Consider the following 20,794-nt stretch of genomic DNA (forward strand, 5'->3'; position numbering starts at 1 on the left):
GGGGTGGGTGGTCGCCCCGGTGACCACCCACCCCACGGGTCCCCCCACCCCAGGAGGCGGTCCGCGTGGATCCCGTGATCGACAACCTCGATCTGTACGCCGCAGGCTTCCTGCGGTCCCTCACCCTGGCGGCCTGGGCCGGCGTCGGCAGCCTCGTGCTCGGCACCCTGCTCGCGGTCTGCCGGGTCAGCCCCGTCCCCGTGCTGCGCGGGGTCGGCGCCGCCTACGTCACGCTGCTGCGGAACACCCCGCTGGTCATCGTGCTGTTCTTCTTCGTGTTCGGCGTCCCCACCCTGGGCTTCAACGCCTCGAACTACACGCTGGCCGTGCTCGGGCTCATCGTCTACACGGCCTCGTTCGTCTGCGAGGCCGTGCGCTCGGGCATCGCCACCGTGCCGGCCGGACAGGCCGAGGCCGCGCGGGCCATCGGGTTGCCGTTCGGCCTGACCCTGACCCAGGTGATCCTGCCGCAGGCGTTGCGGGCGGTCATCCCGCCCGTCGGCAACGTCCTCATCGCGATGATCAAGAACTCCGCCGTCGCCGGCGCCATGGGCGTCGGCGGGGACCTCTTCAGCGTCTACGCGCGGTTGGCCAGCGCTCAGGGCCTGCCCCGGCTGCCCGTCATCACGGGCATGGCGATCGGATACCTCATCATGACCCTCGGCGCCGCGCTCCTGCTGGCCCTGGCCGAACGGCGTACGGCGGTGGCCCGGTGACCGCCCCGACCGCCGTCCTGTTCGACGAGCCCGGCCCGGTCGCCCGGCGTCGCACCCGCACCGGCAGCATCGTCGCCGGCGTCCTGCTGCTCGCCACGCTGGTCCTCATCCTGATCCGGATGCAGCAGCAGGGGCAGCTGGACCCGGAGAAGTGGGGGCCGTTGATCGACCCCACGAACGCCGACTTCGCCGCCGTGTGGCAACTGCTCGGCCCGGCTCTGGGTGTCACGCTGCGGGCCGCGGCGGTCGCGATCGTCGCCTCGATCGTGCTGGGGCTCGTCATCGGCGCCCTGCGTCTCCTGCTGCCACGCGCCGGGCGGGTTCCGCTCATCGGGATCGTGGAACTGCTGCGCGGGCTCCCCGTCGTGGTCACGATCCTCTACGTCGACGTCCTGCTGCGGACCCTGGGCGTGCACCCGGGATCGTTCTGGGTCCTCGTGGTCGGCCTGACGCTCTACAACTGCGTGATCATCTCCGAGATCGTCCGGGCCGGCGTCCAGTCCCTGCCCAGGGGGCAGGTCGAGGCCGGGCTGGCCATCGGGATGACTCCCGCGCAGGTCATGGGGCAGATCCAGCTGCCGCAGGCCGTCCGCGCGATGCTGCCGGCGTTGATCAGCCAGATGATCGTCGTGCTGAAGGACACGGCGCTGGGCAGCGTCGTGCTGGTCTCGCTCGGCGACCTCGGCGAGATCGCGAACCGGTTGCGTCAGGTGCTGGACAACTCCGTCCAGACCTACCTCGTCGTCGGCCTGATCTTCGTCGTCATCAACCTGCTGCTCGACCTGCTGGCCCGTTGGGTGCAACGTCGCCTGTCCGGCAGTGGGCGCTCGACGGCCAAGGTCGAGGTCGACAACGGGATGCAGATGACCGGCGGCTCGAACACCTGAGCCACCGGTCACCGGAGCATCAGATGTCGTCGCGGACCGTGTACAGCGTGAGCTTGCGGTCCGCGACGATCGTCCCGAGCCGGGAGGAACCCTCGGGGGTCTGGCGGAACGCGCGGTAGGCGTTGTCGTTCTCGACCGACTCCCAGCGCTCGACGATCGACACGTGCGTCTCGTCGGCGTTGTCGAAGAGCACCTCGCAGCCGAGGTTGCCCTCGAAGGCGCGGGTGGCCTCGAGGGTCTCGGTGAGGATGGCCGGGGCGTCGGCGACGTTCTCGGGCTTGATGGTCAGTTCCAGGATGGCGATGGTGGTCACGCGCGGAATCTACGCCTGGTCCCGCAACTCCTCGCGCACGACCCGCAGGACCACGTCCGTCGGGAAACCCCGGCGGGCCAGCATCCCGAACAACCGGCGCTCCCGGACGGCGGGCTCGAGCCCGGCCGTGGAGCGCAGCTTGCGCCGCACCAGGTTCCGGGCCGCCTCGGTCTGCGACTCCCCGTCGACCACTTCGAGCGCCTCGGCGGCGGTCTCGTCGTCGACGCCCTTGCGCCGCAGTTCCTGCGCCAGCGCCCGCCGCCCCCGTCCGCTGCTGCGGGACTGCACGTAGCCGGCGGCGAAGGCGCGGTCGTCGACGAGGCCGACCTCTTCGAACCGGTCGAGCACCTCGACCGCGACGTCCTCGGGGACGTCCTTGGCGGCCAACTTCTGCTCCAGTTGCGCACGGCTGCGGGGAGCCATCGTCAGCTGGCGCAGGGCGATGGTGCGGGCGACCTCGCGCGGGTCGGCCTCCCGGTCCGGGTTCTCGTCCGGACCGGGAGGGACCTGCTCGTGGCGACGGCTCAGAAGTCGACCTTGGCGTCGGGCTCGGCCGGGGCGTCGAGGCGGGCACCGATGCCGAGCTTCTCCTTGATGCGCTTCTCGATCTCGTCGCCGAGGTCGGGGTTGTCGCGCAGGAAGGCCCGGGCGTTCTCCTTGCCCTGGCCGAGCTGGTCGCCCTCGTAGGTGTACCAGGCGCCGGACTTGCGGACGAAGCCGTGCTCGACACCGAGGTCGATGAGCCCGCCCTCGCGGGAGATGCCCTGGCCGTAGATGATGTCGAACTCGGCCTGCTTGAACGGCGGGCTGACCTTGTTCTTGACGACCTTGACCCGGGTGCGGTTGCCGACCGGGTTGGTGCCGTCCTTGAGCGTCTCGATGCGACGCACGTCCAGGCGGACCGAGGCGTAGAACTTCAGCGCCTTGCCGCCCGTCGTCGTCTCCGGAGAGCCGAACATGACGCCGATCTTCTCGCGCAGCTGGTTGATGAAGATGGCCGTCGTGCCGGAGTGGTTCAGCGCACCGGTGATCTTGCGCAGCGCCTGCGACATGAGGCGGGCCTGCAGACCGACGTGGCTGTCACCCATCTCGCCCTCGATCTCGGCCTTGGGCACGAGCGCGGCGACGGAGTCGATGACGATGATGTCGAGCGCACCGGAGCGGATCAGCATGTCCGCGATCTCCAGCGCCTGCTCGCCGGTGTCGGGCTGGGAGACCAGCAGCGCGTCGGTGTCCACGCCCAGCTTGGCCGCGTAGTCCGGGTCCAGAGCGTGCTCGGCGTCGATGAACGCCGCGATGCCGCCGGCGCGCTGGGCGTTGGCCACCGCGTGCAGGGCGACGGTCGTCTTGCCGGAGGATTCCGGGCCGTAGACCTCGACCACGCGGCCACGCGGCAGGCCGCCGATGCCGAGGGCGACGTCCAGGGCGATCGCGCCGGTCGGGATGACCTCGATGGGCGGGCGGACGTCGTCGCCCAGCCGCATGACCGAGCCCTTGCCGAAGTTCTTGTCGATCGCTGCGAGGGCGGCGTCGAGGGCCTTCTCGCGGTCCGCAGGAGCGGGCATGTCCTCACCTCAGGGTCTGGGTTCCAACTGACTGCGGGGAACGCTAGGACAGACCTCCGACACGACCCCCGTACGAGCGGGAGGGTGTGGACGAGCTGCCCGGCGAGCCCCCTGTGGACACCGCGATGCTATCCGTACACGTGTTCGATCCCAAGTCCTGCGACCGTGCGTGTCGGGAGATCACTAGGCTGCGCGGCGTGACGCAGACGTCTGCTCAGATCCTGGACCCGCGCGGTGCCGCCCTCGTCCCGGCCGGTGCCGTCCTCGAACGCCTCGGCTCGGGCAGCACCTGGGCCGAGGGCCCGCTCTGGCTGCCGCAGGAGCGGGCGCTGATCTTCAGCGACATCCCCGGCAACCGGATCCTGCGCTGGGACGAGAGCAGCGGGGTGGACGGTGGCCTGACCGTGCACCGCGACGACGTCGAGTTCACCAACGGCCGCACGCTGGACCGGCAGGGACGGGTCGTGGCCTGCTCGCACGGCCGCCGCGCGCTCGAGCGCACCGAGGCCGACGGCACCACGACGGTGCTCGTCGACCGCTTCGGCCAGGCACGCTTCAACTCCCCCAACGACGTCGTCGTCGCCTCCGACGGCGCGATCTGGTTCACCGACCCGCCGTACGGCATCACCGTGGCCGTCGAGGGCCACGAGGGCTTCCGCGAGTACGGCGACAACTTCGTCTTCCGCCTCGACCCCGACTCCGGCGAGCTGCGCGTCGTGGTCACCGACGTCGAGGAGCCCAACGGTCTGGCCTTCTCCCCCGACGAGAGGCTGCTGTACGTGGCCGACACCTCGGGGGCCGGCACGCCCGGCAACGGCACCCACCGGCTCATCCGCGTCTACGACGTGCTGACCGGGATCCGCGGCGGCCGCGGCCCGCAGGCGCGGCCGTCGGGACCGGTCGTCAAGAACGGGCGCGTCTTCGTGGAGGTCGACCGGGGTCTGGCGGACGGTTTCCGCGTCGACACCGCCGGCAACGTCTGGACCTCCAACGGCGACGCGGTCACGGTGTTCGCCCCCGACGGCACGCGCCTGCTCGAGGTCGTCGTCGGCGAGGTCGTCGCCAACGTCTGCTTCGGCGGGGCCGACGGCAGCGACCTGTTCGTGGCCGCCTCGACCAGCGCCTACCGGCTGCGGACGAACGCCGTGGGTGCGGGACTGTGGTGGCTGTGACGTTCACCGTTCCCGCCGCGCCGGAGCGCGAGGAGGCGCCGTACGTGGGCGACGAGCGCGCGACGCTCGAGGGCTTCCTGGACTACCACCGCGCCACCTTCGCCCGGAAGGTCGAGGGGCTGACCGCCGAGCAGTTGCGGCTCCGCTCCGTCGAGCCGTCGTCGATGTCGTTGCTGGGCATGGTCCGCCACCTGGCCGACGTGGAGCGGGGCTGGTGGCAGGGCGGGGTCGCCGGCGAGGACGTGGCGCCCCGCTACTGGTCCGAGGCCGATCCGGACGGCGACTTCGACGACGTCGACGACGCCGACCCGGCCGTCGACCTGGCCGAACTGGCCACCCAGCAGGACCTCGCGCGCGCCGTGCTGGCGGCGCACTCCCTCGACGACACCTTCGAGCACTCCCGGCAGGGCACCACGAGCGTGCGGTGGGTGCTCGTGCACCTCGTCGAGGAGTACGCGCGGCACAACGGCCACGCCGACCTCCTGCGCGAGCGGATCGACGGCGCCACCGGGGAGTAGCCGGCAGCGGTCACGGGCGGGGAGGGCGGCGGTCCCTGCCCAGGCGGCGCGAGTCCGGCACGTCCATCGCGTCGCACAGCGCCAGCCAGATCTGCTTGGGCTCCACGCCGGCGTCCAGCGCCTCGCGCGCGGTGCGGTCGTCCAGGGCCAGCAGGTGCTGGTCGGCCGCGAGCGACCGGCCGTAGCCGACTCCGAACTCGTCCTCCACCAGGGTCCAGAACTCGCTGACGCGCATGGGGCACAGAGTGCCACGGGGGGCACGTGTCGGAGGCGGGTGGTGTCATGACGACATGAGTCCGAAGAGCCCGCAGCCACCGTCCGCGCAGGAGGTGATGGGTCGCTTCTCCGAGGCCACCCGGGCGTGGTTCACGGGTGCCTTCGAAGCCCCGACCCCTGCTCAGCTGGGCGCCTGGGACGCCGTCAGCCGCGGGCAGCACGCCCTCGTTGTGGCCCCGACCGGTTCGGGCAAGACGCTCTCGGCGTTCCTGTGGGCCCTGGACGGCCTGGCGGGCGAACCGGTTCCGGAGGACAAGGACCACCGCTGCCGGGTGCTGTACGTCTCCCCCCTCAAGGCCCTGGCCGTCGACGTGGAACGCAACCTGCGCTCCCCGCTCACCGGGATCCGGCAGGCCGCCCAGCGCCTCGGGCTGCCCGTGCCCGACGTGCGCGTCGGCGTGCGCTCGGGGGACACCTCGACGGAGGAGCGGCGCGGGTTCACCCGCACTCCCCCCGACGTCCTCATCACCACGCCCGAGTCGTTGTTCCTGCTGCTGACGTCCAAGGCCCGCGAACAGCTGCGCGGCGTGCGCACCGTCGTGCTCGACGAGGTGCACGCCATGGCCGGGTCCAAGCGCGGCGCGCACCTGGCGATCTCGCTGGAACGCCTCGACGCGCTCGTCACCCAGGCCGGTGGCGAACCCACCCAGCGCGTCGGCCTGTCCGCCACCGTCCGTCCCGTGCAGACGGTGGCCGAGTGGGTCTCCGGTGGGCGGCCGGTCACCGTCGTGCAACCGCCCTCGACCAAGGAGTTCGACCTCAAGGTCGTCGTCCCCGTCGAGGACATGAGCGAGCTGGACGCCTCCGGTCGCGGCGCCGAGGACCCCGACGACCTCACCGGCCAGGCCGCCGGGAACCCCCGCCGGGCGAGCATCTGGCCGCACGTCGAGGAACGCATCGTCGACCTCGTCGCCGACCACCGGTCCACCCTGGTGTTCGCCAACTCCCGCCGGTTGTCCGAGCGGCTCACCGCCCGGCTCAACGAGGTCTGGGACGAACGGATCGACCCCGAGGACCCCGAGGAGACCGGCACCCCGGGCCGGGTCGCACCGGCCGAACTCATGGGTCAGGCCGGTCAGGCGGAGAACAAGCCACCCGTGCTGGCCCGCGCCCACCACGGCTCGGTGTCGAAGGAACAGCGGTCCCTCATCGAGGAGGACCTCAAGGCCGGCCGGCTGCCCGCCGTGGTCGCCACGTCCAGCCTGGAACTGGGCATCGACATGGGTGCGGTCGACCTCGTCGTCCAGGTCGAGTCCCCGCCCAGCGTCGCCAGCGGCCTGCAGCGCGTGGGCCGCGCCGGGCACCAGGTCGGCGCCGTCTCGCGCGGGGTGCTGTTCCCGAAGTTCCGCGGCGACCTGCTGCAGACGGCCGTCGTCGTCGAACGCATGCGCGACGGGCGTATCGAGGAACTCAAGATCCCGGCGAACCCGCTGGACGTCCTGGCCCAGCAGATCGTCGCGATGGTCGCCATGGACGAGTGGACGGTGCCCGACCTGCTGGCGCTGGCCAAGCGCGCCGCACCGTTCGCGACGCTGTCCCGGCCGATCCTCGACGCCGTCCTCGACATGCTGTCCGGCCGCTACCCCAGCGAGGAGTTCGCCGAGCTGCGCCCGCGGCTGGTGTGGGACCGGGTCACCGACGGCCTCACCGGACGCCCCGGGGCGCAACGGCTCGCCGTGACCAGCGGCGGCACCATCCCCGACCGCGGGTTGTTCGGCGTGTTCCTGGCCTCCGGGGAGGGCCCGGGCCGGCGCGTCGGGGAACTCGACGAGGAGATGGTCTACGAGTCGCGGGTCGGAGACGTCATCACCCTGGGCTCCTCGGCGTGGCGGATCGAGGACATCACCCACGACCGCGTCCTGGTCACGCCCGCCCCCGGCCAGCCGGGCCGGTTGCCGTTCTGGCACGGCGAGGCGCTGGGCCGGCCGGCCGAGCTGGGCCGGGCCCTGGGCGAGTTCGTCCGCGAACTCGGCTCCCTCGACGGCGGTTTCGCCGGCGACGCCGCCCGCGCGCGCGTGCACGAGGCCGGCCTGGACGACTGGGCGACGGACAACCTGCTCGCCTACCTGACCGAGCAGCAGGAGGCGACCCGGCTCGTCCCCGACGACCGGACCATCGTCGTCGAGCGGTTCCGCGACGAGCTGGGCGACTGGCGAGTCTGCATCCACTCCCCCTTCGGCGGCCAGGTCCACTCCCCGTGGGCGCTGGCCCTGGGGGCACGGATGCGCGAACGCTTCGGCGTCGACGTGCAGGCCATGCCCGCCGACGACGGCATCGTCCTGCGGCTGCCCGACCTGGACCTGCCCGACGGCCAGGCCCCCGACGTCGCCGACCTGGTGGCCCTGGAGGCCGACGAGGTCGCCGAACTGGTGACGGCCGAGATCGGTGGGTCGGCGTTGTTCGCCTCCCGGTTCCGCGAGTGCGCGGCCCGGGCGCTGCTGCTGCCGCGCCGCCAGCCGGGCCGCCGGCAACCGCTGTGGCAGCAGCGGCAGCGGGCGGCCTCGCTGCTGCAGGTGGCCAGCCGGTTCGCGAGCTTCCCGATCGTGCTGGAGACCGTGCGCGAGTGCCTGTCCGACGTGTTCGACGTGACGGGTCTGGAACAGCTCATGAAGGACCTCGCGGCCCGCACGGTCCGCGTCGTCGAGGTCGAGTCCCCGCAACCGTCGCCGTTCGCCCGCGGGTTGATGTTCGGGTACGTGGCCCAGTTCCTCTACGAGGGCGACTCCCCGCTGGCCGAACGGCGCGCCGCGGCGCTGGCCCTCGACCCGAGCCTGCTGGCCGAACTCCTCGGCCGTGGGGAAGGCGCCGCGCTGCGCGACCTGCTGGACCCGGCCGCGGTGCAGCGCACCGAGGAGGAACTGCAGCGGCTCGTGGCCGAGCGCAGGTGCACCGACGCCGAGGACGTCGCCGACCTGCTGCGCGTGCTGGGCCCGCTGACGACGGCCGAGGTCGCCGCCCGCAGCGAGGGCGAACCCTCGCGCTGGCTGGCCGGGCTGGAGGAGGCCCGCCGGCTCATCCGCGTCCGCATCGCCGGCCAGGAGCACTGGGCGGTCATCGAGGACGCCGGCCGGTTGCGCGACGGCCTGGGCACGCCGCTGCCGGTGGGGATCCCCGAGGCGTTCACCGAACCGGTCGCCGATCCGCTGGGCGAGCTGTTCGGCCGGTACGCCCGCACCCGCGGGCCGTTCACGGTCTCCGACGCCGCGGCGAGGTTCGGCGTCGGCCGCGCCGTGGCTCACGACGCGTTGCGCCGGCTGCAGGCCTCCGGCCGCCTCGTCGAGGGCGAGCTGCGGCCCGGCGGTACGGGGCTGGAGTTCTGCGACGCCGACGTGCTGCGCATCCTGCGCCGCCGCTCGCTGGCGGCCCTGCGCGCCGACGTCGAACCCGTCGCCCCGCGCGACCTCGCGCGGTTCCTGCCGGCCTGGCAGGGCGTGAGCACCGGGCTCCGGCAGCGTCTGCGCGGCGTCGACGGGGTGCTGCGCGCCGTGGAGCAGCTCGCCGGTGCGGTGGTCCCGGCCAGTGCCCTGGAACCGCTCGTGCTGGCCTCCCGGATCGAGGGGTACAGCCCCTCGATGCTGGACGAGCTCACCGCGGCCGGTGAGGTCGTCTGGTCCGGGCACGGCAGCCTGCCCGGGGACGACGGCTGGGTCTCGCTGCACCCGGCCGACCTGGCGCCGCTGACGCTGCCCGACCCGGACGACTCCGAGGTCGAGGTGGACACCGAACTGCACCGCGCCGTGATCGACGCGCTCAGCGGTGGCGGGGCCTACTTCTTCCGGGCGCTGTCGGAGGCCGTCGGCTCGACCGACGACACCGGGCTGACGACGGTGCTGTGGGACCTGGTGTGGGCGGGCCGGCTGACGAACGACACCCTGGCCCCGCTGCGCAACCGCATCGGCGGGCGCGGGGCGCACAAACCCCGCACCAGCGCGCCACGGACCCGGTACGCCCGGCCCGGGCGCGCGGCCCGCGGGGTGCGGCGGATGGAACTGCCCTCCCGCAGCGGTCCGCCGTCGGCGGCGGGGCGGTGGTCGCTGCTGCCGCAGGTCGAGACGGACGCGACGGTCCGCGCGCACGCCAGCGCCGAGGTGCTGCTGGACCGGCACGGCGTGCTGACCCGCGGTGCGGTCGGCAGCGAGCGGGTGCCCGGGGGTTTCGCCGCGGTCTACAAGGTGCTGGCGGCCTTCGAGGAGGCCGGCCGGGCCCGCCGGGGCTACTTCGTCGAAGGGCTGGGTGCGTCCCAGTTCGCCACGACGGGTGCGGTGGACCGGTTGCGGGACAGCGCCAGACCGGTCGGCGGGGCCAGTCCCTCGCAGCAGCGCGGCAAGGACCGCGACCGCGGACCCGGCGCGCTGGTGCTGGCGGCCACCGACCCGGCCAGCCCGTACGGCGCGGCACTGCCGTGGCCCGAGCGTCCGGAGGTGACCGCCGGGGCGAGCGGCCACCGGCCCGGCCGCAAGGCCGGCGCCCTGGTGGTCCTCGTCGACGGCGACCTGGTGCTCTACGTCGAACGCGGCGGCCGCTCGGTGCTGTCCTGGACGCAGGAGGAGGACCTGCTGCAGCCGGCCGCGGACGCCCTGGCGCTGGCGGTGCGCGACGGGGTGCTGGGCAAGCTGACCGTGGAGAAGGCCGACGGCAGCGGCGTCCTGTCGGCGCAGTCGCCGCTGGGCCAGGCGCTGGAGGCGGCCGGTTTCCACGCCACCCCGCGCGGCCTGCGGATCCGCTCGTGAGGGGCAGGAACTGAGGCGTGCCCGAGGGTGACACCGTCTGGCGGACCGCGGACCGCCTGCACCGGGCGCTGGCCGGACGCGAACTGCTCGGCAGCGACCTGCGCTGGCCCAGCCTGGCCACGGTCGACGTCTCGGGCCGCGAGGTGCTCGAGGTCGTCGCCGCCGGCAAGCACATCCTGACCCGCCTCGCCGCCGGCGGTGACGATCCCCCGCTGACCCTGCACAGCCACCTGAAGATGGAGGGTTCCTGGTACGTCGAGCGCACGGGCGATCCCCACGGCCGGCGGTCGGCCTCGGGGATCCGCGCGGTCCTGACGACGCGGGAGTGGAGCGCGGTCGGCCACAAGCTGGGGATGCTCGACCTGGTCCCCACCGAGGCCGAGCACGACCTCGTGGGTCACCTCGGCCCCGACCTGCTCGGTCCGGGGTGGGATCCGGCCGAGGCCCAGCGGCGGCTGACCGCACGTCCCGAACGCGAACTGGGGGCGGCCCTGCTGGACCAGCGGGTCCTCGCCGGCGTCGGCACGTTCTACATGGCCGAGGCGTGCTTCCTCGCCCGCCTCACGCCGTGGTCACCGGTGGCCGACCTGGCCGACCCGGCCGCGTTCGTCGCGCTGCTGCACCGGCTGCTGGACGTCAACAAGCACCGCGCGGACCAGGTGACGACGGGCGACCTGCGCCGGGGGCGGGAGAAGTTCGCGCACGCCCGGTCGGGCCTGCCGTGCCTGCGCTGTGGCGGCACCGTCCGCGTCGCGCCGATCGGGACGCCACCGCAGGAGCGGACTGCGTTCTACTGCCCGGGCTGCCAGCGCGGCCCGACGCCCACGGACGACGGGCGACCCCAGCGTCCGCTGGGCAGCTCCGGCCGGCCCACCGCGGCCCGGTCGTACCGCACCCGCAGATGACGAACCCCTGCGTGATCATGCACAATCGTGCTTGATCACGCAGGGGTCGCCAGGACGTCAGGCGGCGGAGACCAGACGGCGGCGCAGGATGAGCTCGAGCTCGTCGGGCAGACCTTCGAGCTCGACGGCGAACTCGCGGCCGTCGTGCGACACGCCGCCGGACAACGCCGAGTCGATGACGTGGTCGACGACGTGGTCGACGGCCTGCTCCACGAGGCTGTCGAGGTCGTCGTGCGGCTCGGGAGCCACCTGGGCGGAGGCGGGAACCGCCGGCTCGGTGACGGCCTCGGCCACGGGGGCCGGCGTGACCTTGGCCGGGGCCACCTTCGCCGGTGCGGTGGGTGCGGGGACGATGCCCTCGGCGGCGTAGCGCTGGCGGGCGCCGCCGCCCTCCTCGTCGGCGATGCGCCGGGTCACCTCACCCAGCACCTGGGACAGCGGGACGTCGAGGGCGGTGCAGATGGAGGCGAGCAGTTCGCTGGAGGCTTCCTTCTGGCCGCGTTCCACCTCGCTGAGGTAACCCAGCGAGACGCGTGCGGTCGAGGAGACCTCGCGCAGCGTCCGCTGCTGGCCGCGCCGTTCATCGCGCAGCACGTCACCGATCGTCCGGCGGAGCACGACCATGCGGCGGCCTCCCTCAGGGAGTCGAGGCGGCAGTCCTCGCAGCACCGGACGTCCGTCCGGCCCCACTCGGTGGCTGCCAGTAGTGGAGTCACTACCGTACCCCGGGCGGGGCGTCACGGCAGTGGCGGGAGCGGAGTTGCGCACGTCTGGCTCAACTCCTGGCGGGCCGATCCTGTTCCGAAGCGACGTTCCGCATCCGCGCCGGCACCGTCCGCCGCTCACCGGAGCAGCCGCGCGACCTCCGCCAGGGCGTGGTCCACCGTGGCCCGCCGGATGGCCGCGCGGTCCCCCGACAGCGCCAGCCGGACGTGGACGGCCCCCTCGGGCAGACCGTCGGCGGCCAGCCCGAGGAAGACCGTGCCCGCCGGGAAGCCGTCCGCGGGCCCCGGTCCGGCAACCCCCGTCGTGGCCACCCCGACGTCCGCGCCCAGCCCTCGCCGGGCGCCGCGCGCCATCTGCTCGGCGACCAGGCCGTCGACCGGCCCGGTGCGGGCCAACGCGTCCGCGTCGACGCCGAGCACCGAGGCCTTCAGCTCGGTGGCGTAGGCGACGATGCCGCCGCGCACGACCGCCGAGGCGCCGGGGACGTCGACCAGCGTCGCGCACAGCAGACCGCCGGTGAGCGACTCGGCGGTGGCGACGGTCGTCCGGCGCTCGATCAGCGCGGAGACGACCTGCTCGGCGGACGTCACCGGCGCAGCAGCCGCGCCCCGGCGACGAAGTAGGCCCAGGCGCTCCAGATCGTCAGGACGACGGCCACCCCCATGACCGCGGTGCAGAACGGGTCCAGCGCCGCCGGCAGCGGCAGGACGAACAACCCGACCGCGATGGTCTGCACGACCGTCTTGATCTTGCCGCCCTTGGCCGCGGGGATCACCCCGCGGCGGATGACGATGAAGCGCAGCAGGGTGACGAGCAGTTCGCGGGCGAGGATGACGACGGTCATCCACCACCACAGGCGGTCCTGCAGGGACAGCACGATCAGCCCGGCGCCGATGAGGGCCTTGTCCGCGATGGGGTCGGCGATCTTGCCGAAGTCGCTGACCACCTCCCACCGCCGGGCCAGGTGGCCGTCGTAGCGGTCGGTGATGCTGGCGGCGATGAAGACCGCCGACGCCGCCGTGCGCCACTTCCAGTCCGTGCCGCCGTCGGCGGCCAGGAACCACACGAAGACGGGGACGAAGACGATCCGCAGGACGGTCAGCGCGTTCGGCAGGTGCAGCTTGTGCGCCTGCCAGTCGGTCCCCGCCCTGGTGCTCATGCTCCGACCGTAACCCTCACGGGTTCGGCCAGCAGGTCCGCACCGGCGACGCCGGTGACCCGGGCCCGCACGACGTCACCGACGGCCACGGCGAACCCCGGCGGCAGGTCCAGCTCGGTCTCCCCGTCGACGTCCGGCCCCTGGTGGGCGGCGCGGCCCACGACGTGCGGATCGCCGTCCTCGTCCACGACCGACTCCACGAGCACCTCGACGACCTCGCCGAGGCGTTCCTCGGCGCGCTGGGCGACCAGTTCCTCGACCAGCCGGCTGACGCGGTCGGTGCGGGCGGCCACGACGTCCTCGGGCAGCTTGCCCTCCAGCGTGGCGGCCTCGGTGCCGTCCTCGTCGGAGTAGCCGAACACGCCGACGACGTCCAGGCGGGCCCGTTCGAGGAAGGAGCACAGCTCGTCGACGTCGTCCTCGGTCTCGCCGGGGAAGCCGACGATGACGTTGGAGCGGATCCCGGCGGTCGGGAAGCGTTCGCGGACCTGCTCCAGCAGCGCCAGGAAGGACTCGGTGCTGCCGAACCGGCGCATGCGGCGCAGCACGTTCGGCGCGGAGTGCTGGAAGGACAGGTCGAAGTAGGGCACGACGCCGGGGGTCTGCGTCAGCGCGTCCAGCAGCCCGGGCCGCACCTCCGCCGGCTGCAGGTAGGACACGCGCACCCGCTCGATGCCCTCGACGGCCGCCACGCGCGGCAGCAGCGCCTCCAGCGCGCGCAGGTCGCCGAGGTCCTTGCCGTAGGAGGTGGTGTTCTCGCTGACGAGGAACACCTCCTTGACGCCCTGCTCGGCCAGCCACTGCGTCTCGGCGAGCACCTCACCGGCGGGCCGGGACACGAAGGAGCCGCGGAAGGCGGGGATGGCGCAGAAGGAGCACCGGCGGTCGCAGCCGGCGGCGATCTTCACCGGCGCCCACGGGCCGGAGCCGAGCCGGCGGCGCACCACGCGCGGTCCGCTGGCCGGGGCCAGGCCTTCGGGCAGGTCCGGCTCGACGATCCTCGCGGCGCGCGCGGCCTGGCGTTCGGCCGGGGCCAGCGGCAGCAGCGTGCGCCGGTCGCGCGGCACGTGCGAGGCCGGCTTCTCCCCGTGCAGGATCGCCTCGAGGTGGCTGGACAGGTCGCCGTAGGAGTCGAAGCCGAGGACGGCGTCGGCCTCGGGCAGCGACTCGGCCAGGTCCTTGCCGTAGCGCTCGGCCATGCAGCCGACGGCCACGACGGCCCGGGTGCGGCCGGCCTCCTTGAGGTCGGCGGCGGCCAGGACCGTGTCGATGGAGTCCTTCTTGGCCTGCTCCACGAACCCGCAGGTGTTCACGACGGCCACGTCGGCGCCGTCGGCGTCGTCGACCAGCGTCCAGCCGGCGTCGGCGAGCCGGCCGGCCAGTTCCTCGGAGTCGACGTCGTTGCGGGCGCAGCCGAGCGTCACGAGCGCGACGGACCGCTGCGGTGTTGCGGGGGTGGGAAGCACGTTCCCAGGGTACGTGCCGCGGGAGGTCCCGGACCTCAGGCGGTGCCTGCCCGCTGGCCGTGCGCAACGGGCACCCGGCCCAGGTCCCCGACCTCCGGCGGCGGTGCGTGCGCGGACTCCTCGGCACCGGCCTGCGCGCCCGGGTCGTTCCCGCGCAACGAGTGGTCCAGCGGACCGGAGTCGTCGAGCAGGGCCCGCATGGGCCGGGTCGGGCGGAACCAGCCCCCGTCCGGCGGCAGGGCCGTCAACCGGGTGCGCCCCAGGGAGACCTGGAACGCGCCGGGCACGTCCTCGAGGTCGACGAACTCGATGAGCGGCGACTCCTGCGCGTACCCGGCGACCTCGGCGAAGGAGAGCACGACGACCCGCACCCCGGCCCGGTGCAGTTCCTCCAGCGGTGTCAGGAAGTTGCGCCCGTCCCCGCTGGCCACGACCAGCCGGCGCAGGCGGTGGCTGGCCTGCCGGGAGGCGATGTGCTGCAGCATCGCGTCGTCCACGTCGTCCTCGGGATGCACCTTGGGCCGGGCGAACACCGAGTAGCCGAAGCTGCGCAACGCCTCGATCCACCCGCGCAGCGAGACCGCGCTCGTGGGGTGCACGTTGGTGAACACGCACCCCTCGACCTCGTGGTCGGCGGCCTCGGACAGGAACCACCGGGCGATCGCGTCGAAGCGCGGCCGGTCGGAGGAGGCCGGCCGCGATCCGAGGATCGAGGACAGCGTCATGTCGATGTTCGGGGCGTCCCAGACCAGCAGGTCCAGGTCGCGTCGCTCCCCCGGCCGGTCGGCTGCCCGCTCGTGCGGTCGCTCGGGGGAGTCCCGCCGGACCGGCTCGTGTGGGCGCGGCGAGTCCATGACTCAAAGTTACACGGAGAGTCACCGATGTGCGACAGATTGCTCGCTCTCCGTGATGTGTCGTTTCCCGCGGCGGGGCCGCTCAGCGACGGTCGAGCAACTCCCACGCGTCCTCGTCGCCACCCTCGACCACGACGACCTCCGCCTCCCCCGACGGCTCCAGGGCGGTCGGCGGCTCCTCCCCGCGCATGAGGGCGAGCGTGGCCGGCAGGTCGTCGGGGCGCACGAGCACGTCCCGGGCCTTGGACCCCTCGCTCGGACCCACGACGCCGCGCGACTCGAGCAGGTCCATCAGCCGTCCGGCCTTGGCGAACCCGACACGCAGCTTGCGCTGCAGCATCGACGTCGACCCGAACTGCGTCGTCACGACGAGCTCGGCGGCCTGCAGCAGCACCTCGAGGTCGTCGCCGATCTCCTCGTCGACCTGCTTCTTCTGCGTCGGGGCCACGACGTCGTCGCGGTACACCGGCTGCAGCTGCGACTTCACGTGCGAGACGACGGCCTCGATCTCGCTCTCGGTCACCCAGGCGCCCTGCACGCGCATCGGCTTGGACGCCCCCATCGGCAGGAACAGGGCGTCACCCTGCCCGACGAGCTTCTCCGCGCCCGGCTGGTCCAGCACGACGCGCGAGTCGGCCAGCGAGCTCGTCGCGAACGCCAGCCGCGAGGGCACGTTGGCCTTGATCAGACCGGTGACGACGTCGACCGAGGGGCGCTGGGTCGCCAGCACCAGGTGGATGCCCGCGGCGCGGGCCAGCTGGGTGATGCGCTGGATCGAGGCCTCGACGTCGCGGGGGGCGACCATCATGAGGTCGGCCAGCTCGTCGACGATCACCAGCAGGTACGGGTAGGGCTGCAGCACGCGCTGCGAGCCCTCCGGCACCTGCACCCTGTCGGCTCGGACGGCCTTGTTGAAGTCGTCGATGTGCTTGAACCCGAACTGCGCGAGGTCGTCGTAGCGCTGGTCCATCTCGCGCACGACCCACTCCAGGGCCTCGGCGGCCTTCTTGGGGTTCGTGATGATCGGCGTGATGAGGTGCGGGATGCCCTCGTAGATCGTCAGCTCCACGCGCTTGGGGTCGACGAGCACCATGCGCACCTCGTCGGGCGTGGCCCGCATGAGGATCGAGGTGATCATCGAGTTCACGAAGCTCGACTTGCCGGCGCCGGTCGCACCGGCGACCAGCAGGTGAGGCATCTTCGCCAGGTTGGCGATGACGAACCCGCCCTCGACGTCCTTGCCGACCCCCATGACCATCGGGTGCTCGGTCGAGGTGGCCACGGTGGAGCGCAGCACGTCCCCGAGGGAGACCGTCTCGCGGTCGGTGTTCGGGATCTCGATGCCGATCGCGGACTTGCCCGGGATCGGCGACAGGATGCGCACGTCGGCGCTGGCGACGGCGTAGGCGATGTTCTTGCTCAGCGCGGTCACCCGCTCGACCTTCGTGCCCCGGCCGAGCTCGACCTCGTACCGGGTGACGGTCGGGCCCCGGGAGAAACCGGTGACCGAGGCGTCGATGTCGAACTGGTTCAGCACCTCCGACAGGGCCTCGACGACCCGGTCGTTGGCGGTGCTGCGCTCCTTGGGCGGCGTGCCCGGCACGAGCGCGGCGGCCTCGGGCAGCGTGTAGGTGACGTCGGGCGCCAGGGTCAGCTGCTCGATGCGCGGCGGCATCGGCGTGTGCGGCGGGGCCGGCAGGTCCTTCGGCTTGCTGGCCGGGACGGAGGCACCGTCGACCAGCGGGGCCCGGTCCTCGAGCTGCTCGCGCACCGAGGGCGGGTCGGACGGGACCGGCCGCCGCTCCCCCGGCCGGCGCCGGGGGCCGGAGTCCTCGACGTCGGCGGGCACCTCGGTCGTCCGGTCGGTGAGGGCGGCCTGCTCGAAGGCCTCGTCACCGACCCGGCCCTCGTCCTTCCTCCTGCGCCGCCTGGGCTTGTCCTGCGCCTCGTCCGGATCGGGAGCCGCCTCGAGCGCGCGGGCCGCCCGCTGCCGGGCCAGCGCCCGCGCCGGCAGGTCCCCGCGGGAGGACCGCGCCTCGGGTTCGGGCCGGTGCGGGTGGTGGGTCAGCCGCTCGTAGGCCTCCTGCAGCCGGGAGGGGATGGCGTGCACCGGCGTCGCGGTCAGGACGAGGACGCCGAAGAACCCGAGCAGCACCAGGATCGGCACCATCACCCACGAGGTCAGGGCCGTGGTGAGCGGTCCGGCGACGAGGAAGCCGAGCATCCCGCCGGCGTCGGTGACGACCCCGGCGCCCTCGGGGCCGGTCGGCGAGGGCGCCCCGGTGGCCAGGTGCACCAGGCCGGCGGCCGACAGCGTCAGCGCGATCGACCCGACGACGGCCCGGGTGGTGGTCTGCGTGTGGTCGGGGTGGCGCAGCAGGTGCACGGCCAGGCCGAGGAGGACGACGGGCAGCGCGAGCGCGACCTCACCGAACGTTCCGGCCACGACCGTGTGGATGATCTGCCCCGCGGTCCCCGGCAGGCCCCACCACTCCCGTGCGGCGACCACGATCGCCAGCGCCAGCAGGGCGAAGCCGGCGCCGTCACGGCGCAGGTCGGGGTCCAGGTCGCGGGCTCCGGAACCGAGGCGGCGGGCGGCGCCGCCGACGAGGTGCGCACAGCCCATCCAGGTGGCCGACACGGCGCGGACGGGCCACGAGGGGCCGCTGCGGACGGGGCGGGCGGGCGGGCGCTTGGCCGCCGTCTTGGCGGGAGTGCGGTTGCCCGCCGGCCGGGACGTGCCACGCGCAGGTGCCTTGGCAGCGGGCTTGGCGCCACCCCGAGAGCCTCCGGTCGCCACCTTGCTGGCCCCTCCCCTACCGCTGGTCGTGCGCGTGTTCGTCCGGGTGGCCATGCGATCACGGTACCCGGGCGCGACTGCTCCGACCGGGCGAGCACCCAGCCGGATCTCAGCCTGCCCCGGGGCCGGGCGGGGACCGCGGGCGACACGCCGGGACCCGGCCGCCAGACTGTCGGCCGTGACCTCCGGACGAGTGGTGCCCTCGGGCCGCCTGGTGGGTGTCGACCTGGCCCGGGCCGTCGCCGTCGTCGGGATGATGTCGATCCACGTGCTGCCCGGCGAGGAGGTCGGAGGGTTCGCCGGCGCCCTGTACTCCGTCTCCCACGGCCGGGCGTCGGGGTTGTTCGCCGTCCTGGCCGGCCTCTCCCTGGGCCTGGCCACCCGCCGCGGCGGCGACGCCCGCGCCGCCGCCCGCACCGGCGTCCTGGTCCGCGGCCTGCTCATCGCCCTGCTCGGGCTGGTCCTCGTCGACGCCGGCAGCCGGGTCGCCATCATCCTGGCCTACTACGGCGTCGCCTTCGTCGTCGTGCTGCCCTTCCTGTGGTGGCCGGCCCGCCGCCTGGCCGTCCTGGCCGGCGCCTGGCTCGTGCTGGCGCCGCTGCTGTCCTTCGCCGTGCGCGGCGCCTCCGGTCTGGACGCGCAGTACGAGCAGCCGACCCTGGGCTGGCTGGCCCGCCCCGGTGACCTGCTGGAGACGCTGGCGCTGACCGGGTACTACCCCGTCGTCGGCTGGGCCGGCTACCTGCTGCTGGGGCTGGCGGTCTCCAAGGTCGACCTGCGCGAGAGCACCGTCGCGATGCGGGTCGCCGGCGCCGGGGCGCTCGCCGCCGGCTCCTCCTGGATCGTCAGCGGTCTGCTGCTCGGGCCGGGCGGTGGCCGCGCCGCGCTCACCGGGCGCTTCGGGGCCTCCGCCCTGGACGCGCAGGACTACTACGGCACCGTCCCGACGGACTCGCGGTGGTGGCTGGCCGTGGTGGAACCGCACTCGGGCACACCGCCGGACCTGCTGCACACCGCCGGCACGGCGCTCGCGGTCGTCGGGGTGTGCTGCCTGCTGCCCTCGACGCTGACCCGGTTCCTCCACCCGGTCGCGGCGTTCGGCAGCATGCCGCTGACCCTCTACACCGCCCACGTGCTCGCGCTGGCCGCGTGGCCGCGGGAGACCACGACGCTGCTGGCCGTGCACGTGCTCCTGGGGATGCTGTTCGCCACCACCTGGCGGCTCGCCGTCGGCCGCGGGCCGCTGGAGCAGGTCGTGGGCCGGGCCGCCGCTGCGGCGGGTGCTAGGGTCCCGCGCAGCACGGGAGTCCGGTGAGCCGGGCTGAGAGGGAGTTCTCGAACTCCGACCGTTGAACCTGATCTGGATCATGCCAGCGCAGGGAGCGACCAGCACGGTTCCACCGTGCCCTCTCCGGAACCCCGCTCGTGCCCGCTGGACACGAGGACGGACGACGTGACGGGAACTCCCCTGCTCGACGACCGCGCGCGCCTGCGCGCCGACCCGCTGGCCTTCGGCGTGGGCGCCCGCGTCACCGTCGCGGTGATGGCCGACCGCTACGCCGACGTCATCCTCGGCGCCGTGCGCGGCGCCGACGCCACGGGGCTGGTGCTGGACACCGGCGACGTCAGCACCTACGCCGGAGGGTCGGAGGCGGACCTGCTGCGCTGGCTCACCGACCTGTCCGCGGCCGTCGCGGCCTCGGGTGAGCACGCCGCGATCGCGGTGCACCTGTCGCGCGGCTGCCCCGGGGAGGCGGTGTGCGAACTGCCCGGCGGCGCCGGTCCGCGCAGCACGGACGTTCCCGCCGGTCGCGAGACGGGGACCTTCGCGTCGGCGGAGTGGGCGCTGTACCCGCTGGCCGACCAGGTCACGGCCGGGGTCGAACCCGACCACATGCGCGACATCCACGCCGCCATCGACTTCGCGCGCGGCAACGGGACGTTCCGGAAGTCCGAGCACTTCGTGACGCGCCTGGAGGGTGACCTCGGCCGCGTCCTGGAAACCGTGCTGGCCGGGTGGACGATGGTCGGCCGCAGCGTCCAGCACGTCACCAGCCACCTGACGATCTCGGTGAACAGCCCCAGCCACCGCGGGGCGCGGCCGTGAGGCGACTGGAACTGCGGGACGTCGTCCTGCTGGTGGTGCTCGGCGTCGTCTTCGGGTTCCTGTACTGGGCGCTGGTGCAGGGCTGGAACGTCCTGGCCGTCGCGATGGGACCGGCCGGTGACCTGGCCCAGCACGTGCTGCTGGGCGGCTGGCTCATCGTGGCTCCCCTGGCTGTGGCGGTGGTCCGCCGCCCCGGCGTGGGGATCCTGGCCGAGGTCATCGCCTCGGTCGTGGAGGTGGTGTTCCTCGGCTCGGCGGTCGGTCCGATCCTGCTGGTGGCCGCGGCGCTGCAGGGTCTGGGCAGCGAACTGCCCTTCGCGCTGACCCGCTACCGCCGGTTCGGCTGGGGGGTGTTCGCGCTGTCGGGGATCTGCGGCGCGGCGCTGGTGTTCTTCTTCTCGGCCGTGCGCTTCGGCTGGTTCGGCCAGGACATCCTCGCCCTGCGGTTCGGCCTGCAGGTCGTCTCGGGCCTGCTGCTGGGCGGCTTGCTGGCGAGGGTCCTCGTCGAGGCGCTGCGCCGAACCGGGGTCGTGGACAACTTCGGCATCGTCCGCGACGGCCTGGCCGCGCAGCCCGCCCTGGTGCGGCGTGAACGGTGAC

Annotated in this window: 18 protein-coding genes, 1 pseudogene and 1 riboswitch; of the genes and pseudogenes, 9 read left to right on the top strand and 10 right to left on the bottom strand. The window is 73.5% G+C overall.

Features of this window, described 5'->3' with window-relative positions:
- Positions 1-65: 65 nt before the first annotated feature.
- Together ACRYR2_RS14010 and ACRYR2_RS14015 are read left to right on the top strand one after the other, a co-directional pair.
- Entirely contained in the window at positions 66-716 is a 651-nt protein-coding gene (locus ACRYR2_RS14010; protein WP_432563493.1) for an amino acid ABC transporter permease, read from the top strand.
- Positions 713-1,603: an amino acid ABC transporter permease gene (locus ACRYR2_RS14015; RefSeq protein WP_432563494.1), complete on the top strand. Its 891-nt coding sequence runs from the start codon at positions 713-715 to the stop codon at positions 1,601-1,603. The genes ACRYR2_RS14010 and ACRYR2_RS14015 overlap by 4 nt, the downstream gene beginning before the upstream one ends.
- A gap of 19 nt (positions 1,604-1,622) precedes the next feature.
- Here the strand turns inward: ACRYR2_RS14015 and ACRYR2_RS14020 are convergent, their stop codons facing one another.
- The 3 genes from ACRYR2_RS14020 to recA are packed head-to-tail and all read right to left on the bottom strand — an operon-like array spanning position 1,623 to position 3,481.
- Positions 1,623-1,916, bottom strand: coding sequence for a putative quinol monooxygenase (locus ACRYR2_RS14020; RefSeq protein ID WP_432563495.1), 294 nt, complete (start codon positions 1,914-1,916; stop codon positions 1,623-1,625).
- Positions 1,917-1,925: 9 nt separating this feature from the next.
- Positions 1,926-2,444, bottom strand: coding sequence for a regulatory protein RecX (locus ACRYR2_RS14025; RefSeq protein ID WP_432563578.1), 519 nt, complete (start codon positions 2,442-2,444; stop codon positions 1,926-1,928).
- Complete coding sequence (recA, locus tag ACRYR2_RS14030; RefSeq protein ID WP_432563496.1) at positions 2,441-3,481, bottom strand: recombinase RecA; 1,041 nt, start codon at positions 3,479-3,481, stop codon at positions 2,441-2,443. Before recA ends, ACRYR2_RS14025 begins: the two co-directional genes overlap by 4 nt.
- Before the next feature lie 197 nt (positions 3,482-3,678).
- Here recA and ACRYR2_RS14035 point away from each other — a divergent pair, with 197 nt between their 5' ends.
- Together ACRYR2_RS14035 and ACRYR2_RS14040 are read left to right on the top strand one after the other, a co-directional pair.
- Positions 3,679-4,653, top strand: a complete 975-nt coding sequence (locus ACRYR2_RS14035) for an SMP-30/gluconolactonase/LRE family protein (protein WP_432563497.1) — start codon at positions 3,679-3,681, stop codon at positions 4,651-4,653.
- Complete coding sequence (locus ACRYR2_RS14040) at positions 4,650-5,171, top strand: DinB family protein (protein ID WP_432563498.1); 522 nt, start codon at positions 4,650-4,652, stop codon at positions 5,169-5,171. The genes ACRYR2_RS14035 and ACRYR2_RS14040 overlap by 4 nt, the downstream gene beginning before the upstream one ends.
- A gap of 10 nt (positions 5,172-5,181) precedes the next feature.
- Here the strand turns inward: ACRYR2_RS14040 and ACRYR2_RS14045 are convergent, their stop codons facing one another.
- Positions 5,182-5,406, bottom strand: a complete 225-nt coding sequence (locus ACRYR2_RS14045) for a DUF3046 domain-containing protein (RefSeq protein ID WP_432563499.1) — start codon at positions 5,404-5,406, stop codon at positions 5,182-5,184.
- 55 nt (positions 5,407-5,461) lie between these two features.
- On the opposite strand from ACRYR2_RS14045, the gene ACRYR2_RS14050 reads away from it, so the two are divergent.
- Positions 5,462-10,177 carry an ATP-dependent helicase gene (locus ACRYR2_RS14050; RefSeq protein ID WP_432563500.1) on the top strand — a complete coding sequence of 1,572 codons (4,716 nt, stop codon included), beginning with the start codon at positions 5,462-5,464 and terminating at the stop codon, positions 10,175-10,177.
- Positions 10,178-10,194: 17 nt separating this feature from the next.
- The gene (locus ACRYR2_RS14055) at positions 10,195-11,082 is read left to right on the top strand and encodes a DNA-formamidopyrimidine glycosylase family protein (protein ID WP_432563501.1); all 888 of its coding nucleotides are present in this window, start codon (positions 10,195-10,197) and stop codon (positions 11,080-11,082) included.
- 252 nt (positions 11,083-11,334) lie between these two features.
- Here the strand turns inward: ACRYR2_RS14055 and ACRYR2_RS14060 are convergent.
- The 6 genes and pseudogenes from ACRYR2_RS14060 to ACRYR2_RS14085 all read right to left on the bottom strand — a co-directional run.
- Positions 11,335-11,706: pseudogene (locus tag ACRYR2_RS14060) on the bottom strand (helix-turn-helix domain-containing protein); the annotation flags it as partial.
- A gap of 218 nt (positions 11,707-11,924) precedes the next feature.
- Complete coding sequence (locus tag ACRYR2_RS14065) at positions 11,925-12,398, bottom strand: CinA family protein (protein WP_432563502.1); 474 nt, start codon at positions 12,396-12,398, stop codon at positions 11,925-11,927.
- A complete protein-coding gene (gene pgsA / locus ACRYR2_RS14070) occupies positions 12,395-12,967 on the bottom strand; it encodes a CDP-diacylglycerol--glycerol-3-phosphate 3-phosphatidyltransferase (RefSeq protein ID WP_432563503.1) in 573 nt (190 codons plus the stop codon). Before pgsA ends, ACRYR2_RS14065 begins: the two co-directional genes overlap by 4 nt.
- The gene (gene rimO, locus ACRYR2_RS14075; RefSeq protein ID WP_432563504.1) at positions 12,964-14,433 is read right to left on the bottom strand and encodes a 30S ribosomal protein S12 methylthiotransferase RimO; all 1,470 of its coding nucleotides are present in this window, start codon (positions 14,431-14,433) and stop codon (positions 12,964-12,966) included. Before rimO ends, pgsA begins: the two co-directional genes overlap by 4 nt.
- A 35-nt stretch (positions 14,434-14,468) precedes the next feature.
- Positions 14,469-15,287: an NYN domain-containing protein gene (locus tag ACRYR2_RS14080; RefSeq protein WP_432563505.1), complete on the bottom strand. Its 819-nt coding sequence runs from the start codon at positions 15,285-15,287 to the stop codon at positions 14,469-14,471.
- An 82-nt stretch (positions 15,288-15,369) separates the two neighbouring features.
- Positions 15,370-18,141, bottom strand: coding sequence for an FtsK/SpoIIIE family DNA translocase (locus tag ACRYR2_RS14085; protein WP_432563506.1), 2,772 nt, complete (start codon positions 18,139-18,141; stop codon positions 15,370-15,372).
- A gap of 124 nt (positions 18,142-18,265) precedes the next feature.
- Between ACRYR2_RS14085 and ACRYR2_RS14090 the strand changes: the two genes are divergently transcribed.
- From ACRYR2_RS14090 to ACRYR2_RS14100, 3 genes are all read left to right on the top strand, one after another.
- The gene (locus ACRYR2_RS14090; protein ID WP_432563507.1) at positions 18,266-19,402 is read left to right on the top strand and encodes a heparan-alpha-glucosaminide N-acetyltransferase domain-containing protein; all 1,137 of its coding nucleotides are present in this window, start codon (positions 18,266-18,268) and stop codon (positions 19,400-19,402) included.
- Positions 19,378-19,486, top strand: a riboswitch (TPP riboswitch). (Overlaps the previous gene by 25 nt.)
- Before the next feature lie 54 nt (positions 19,487-19,540).
- Entirely contained in the window at positions 19,541-20,194 is a 654-nt protein-coding gene (locus tag ACRYR2_RS14095) for a YkoF family thiamine/hydroxymethylpyrimidine-binding protein (protein ID WP_432563508.1), read from the top strand.
- Entirely contained in the window at positions 20,191-20,793 is a 603-nt protein-coding gene (locus tag ACRYR2_RS14100; protein ID WP_432563509.1) for an ECF transporter S component, read from the top strand. The genes ACRYR2_RS14095 and ACRYR2_RS14100 overlap by 4 nt, the downstream gene beginning before the upstream one ends.
- Position 20,794: the final 1 nt, after the last annotated feature.

The organism is Kineococcus deserti (assembly GCF_050871945.1).
Lineage (GTDB): Bacteria > Actinomycetota > Actinomycetes > Actinomycetales > Kineococcaceae > Kineococcus.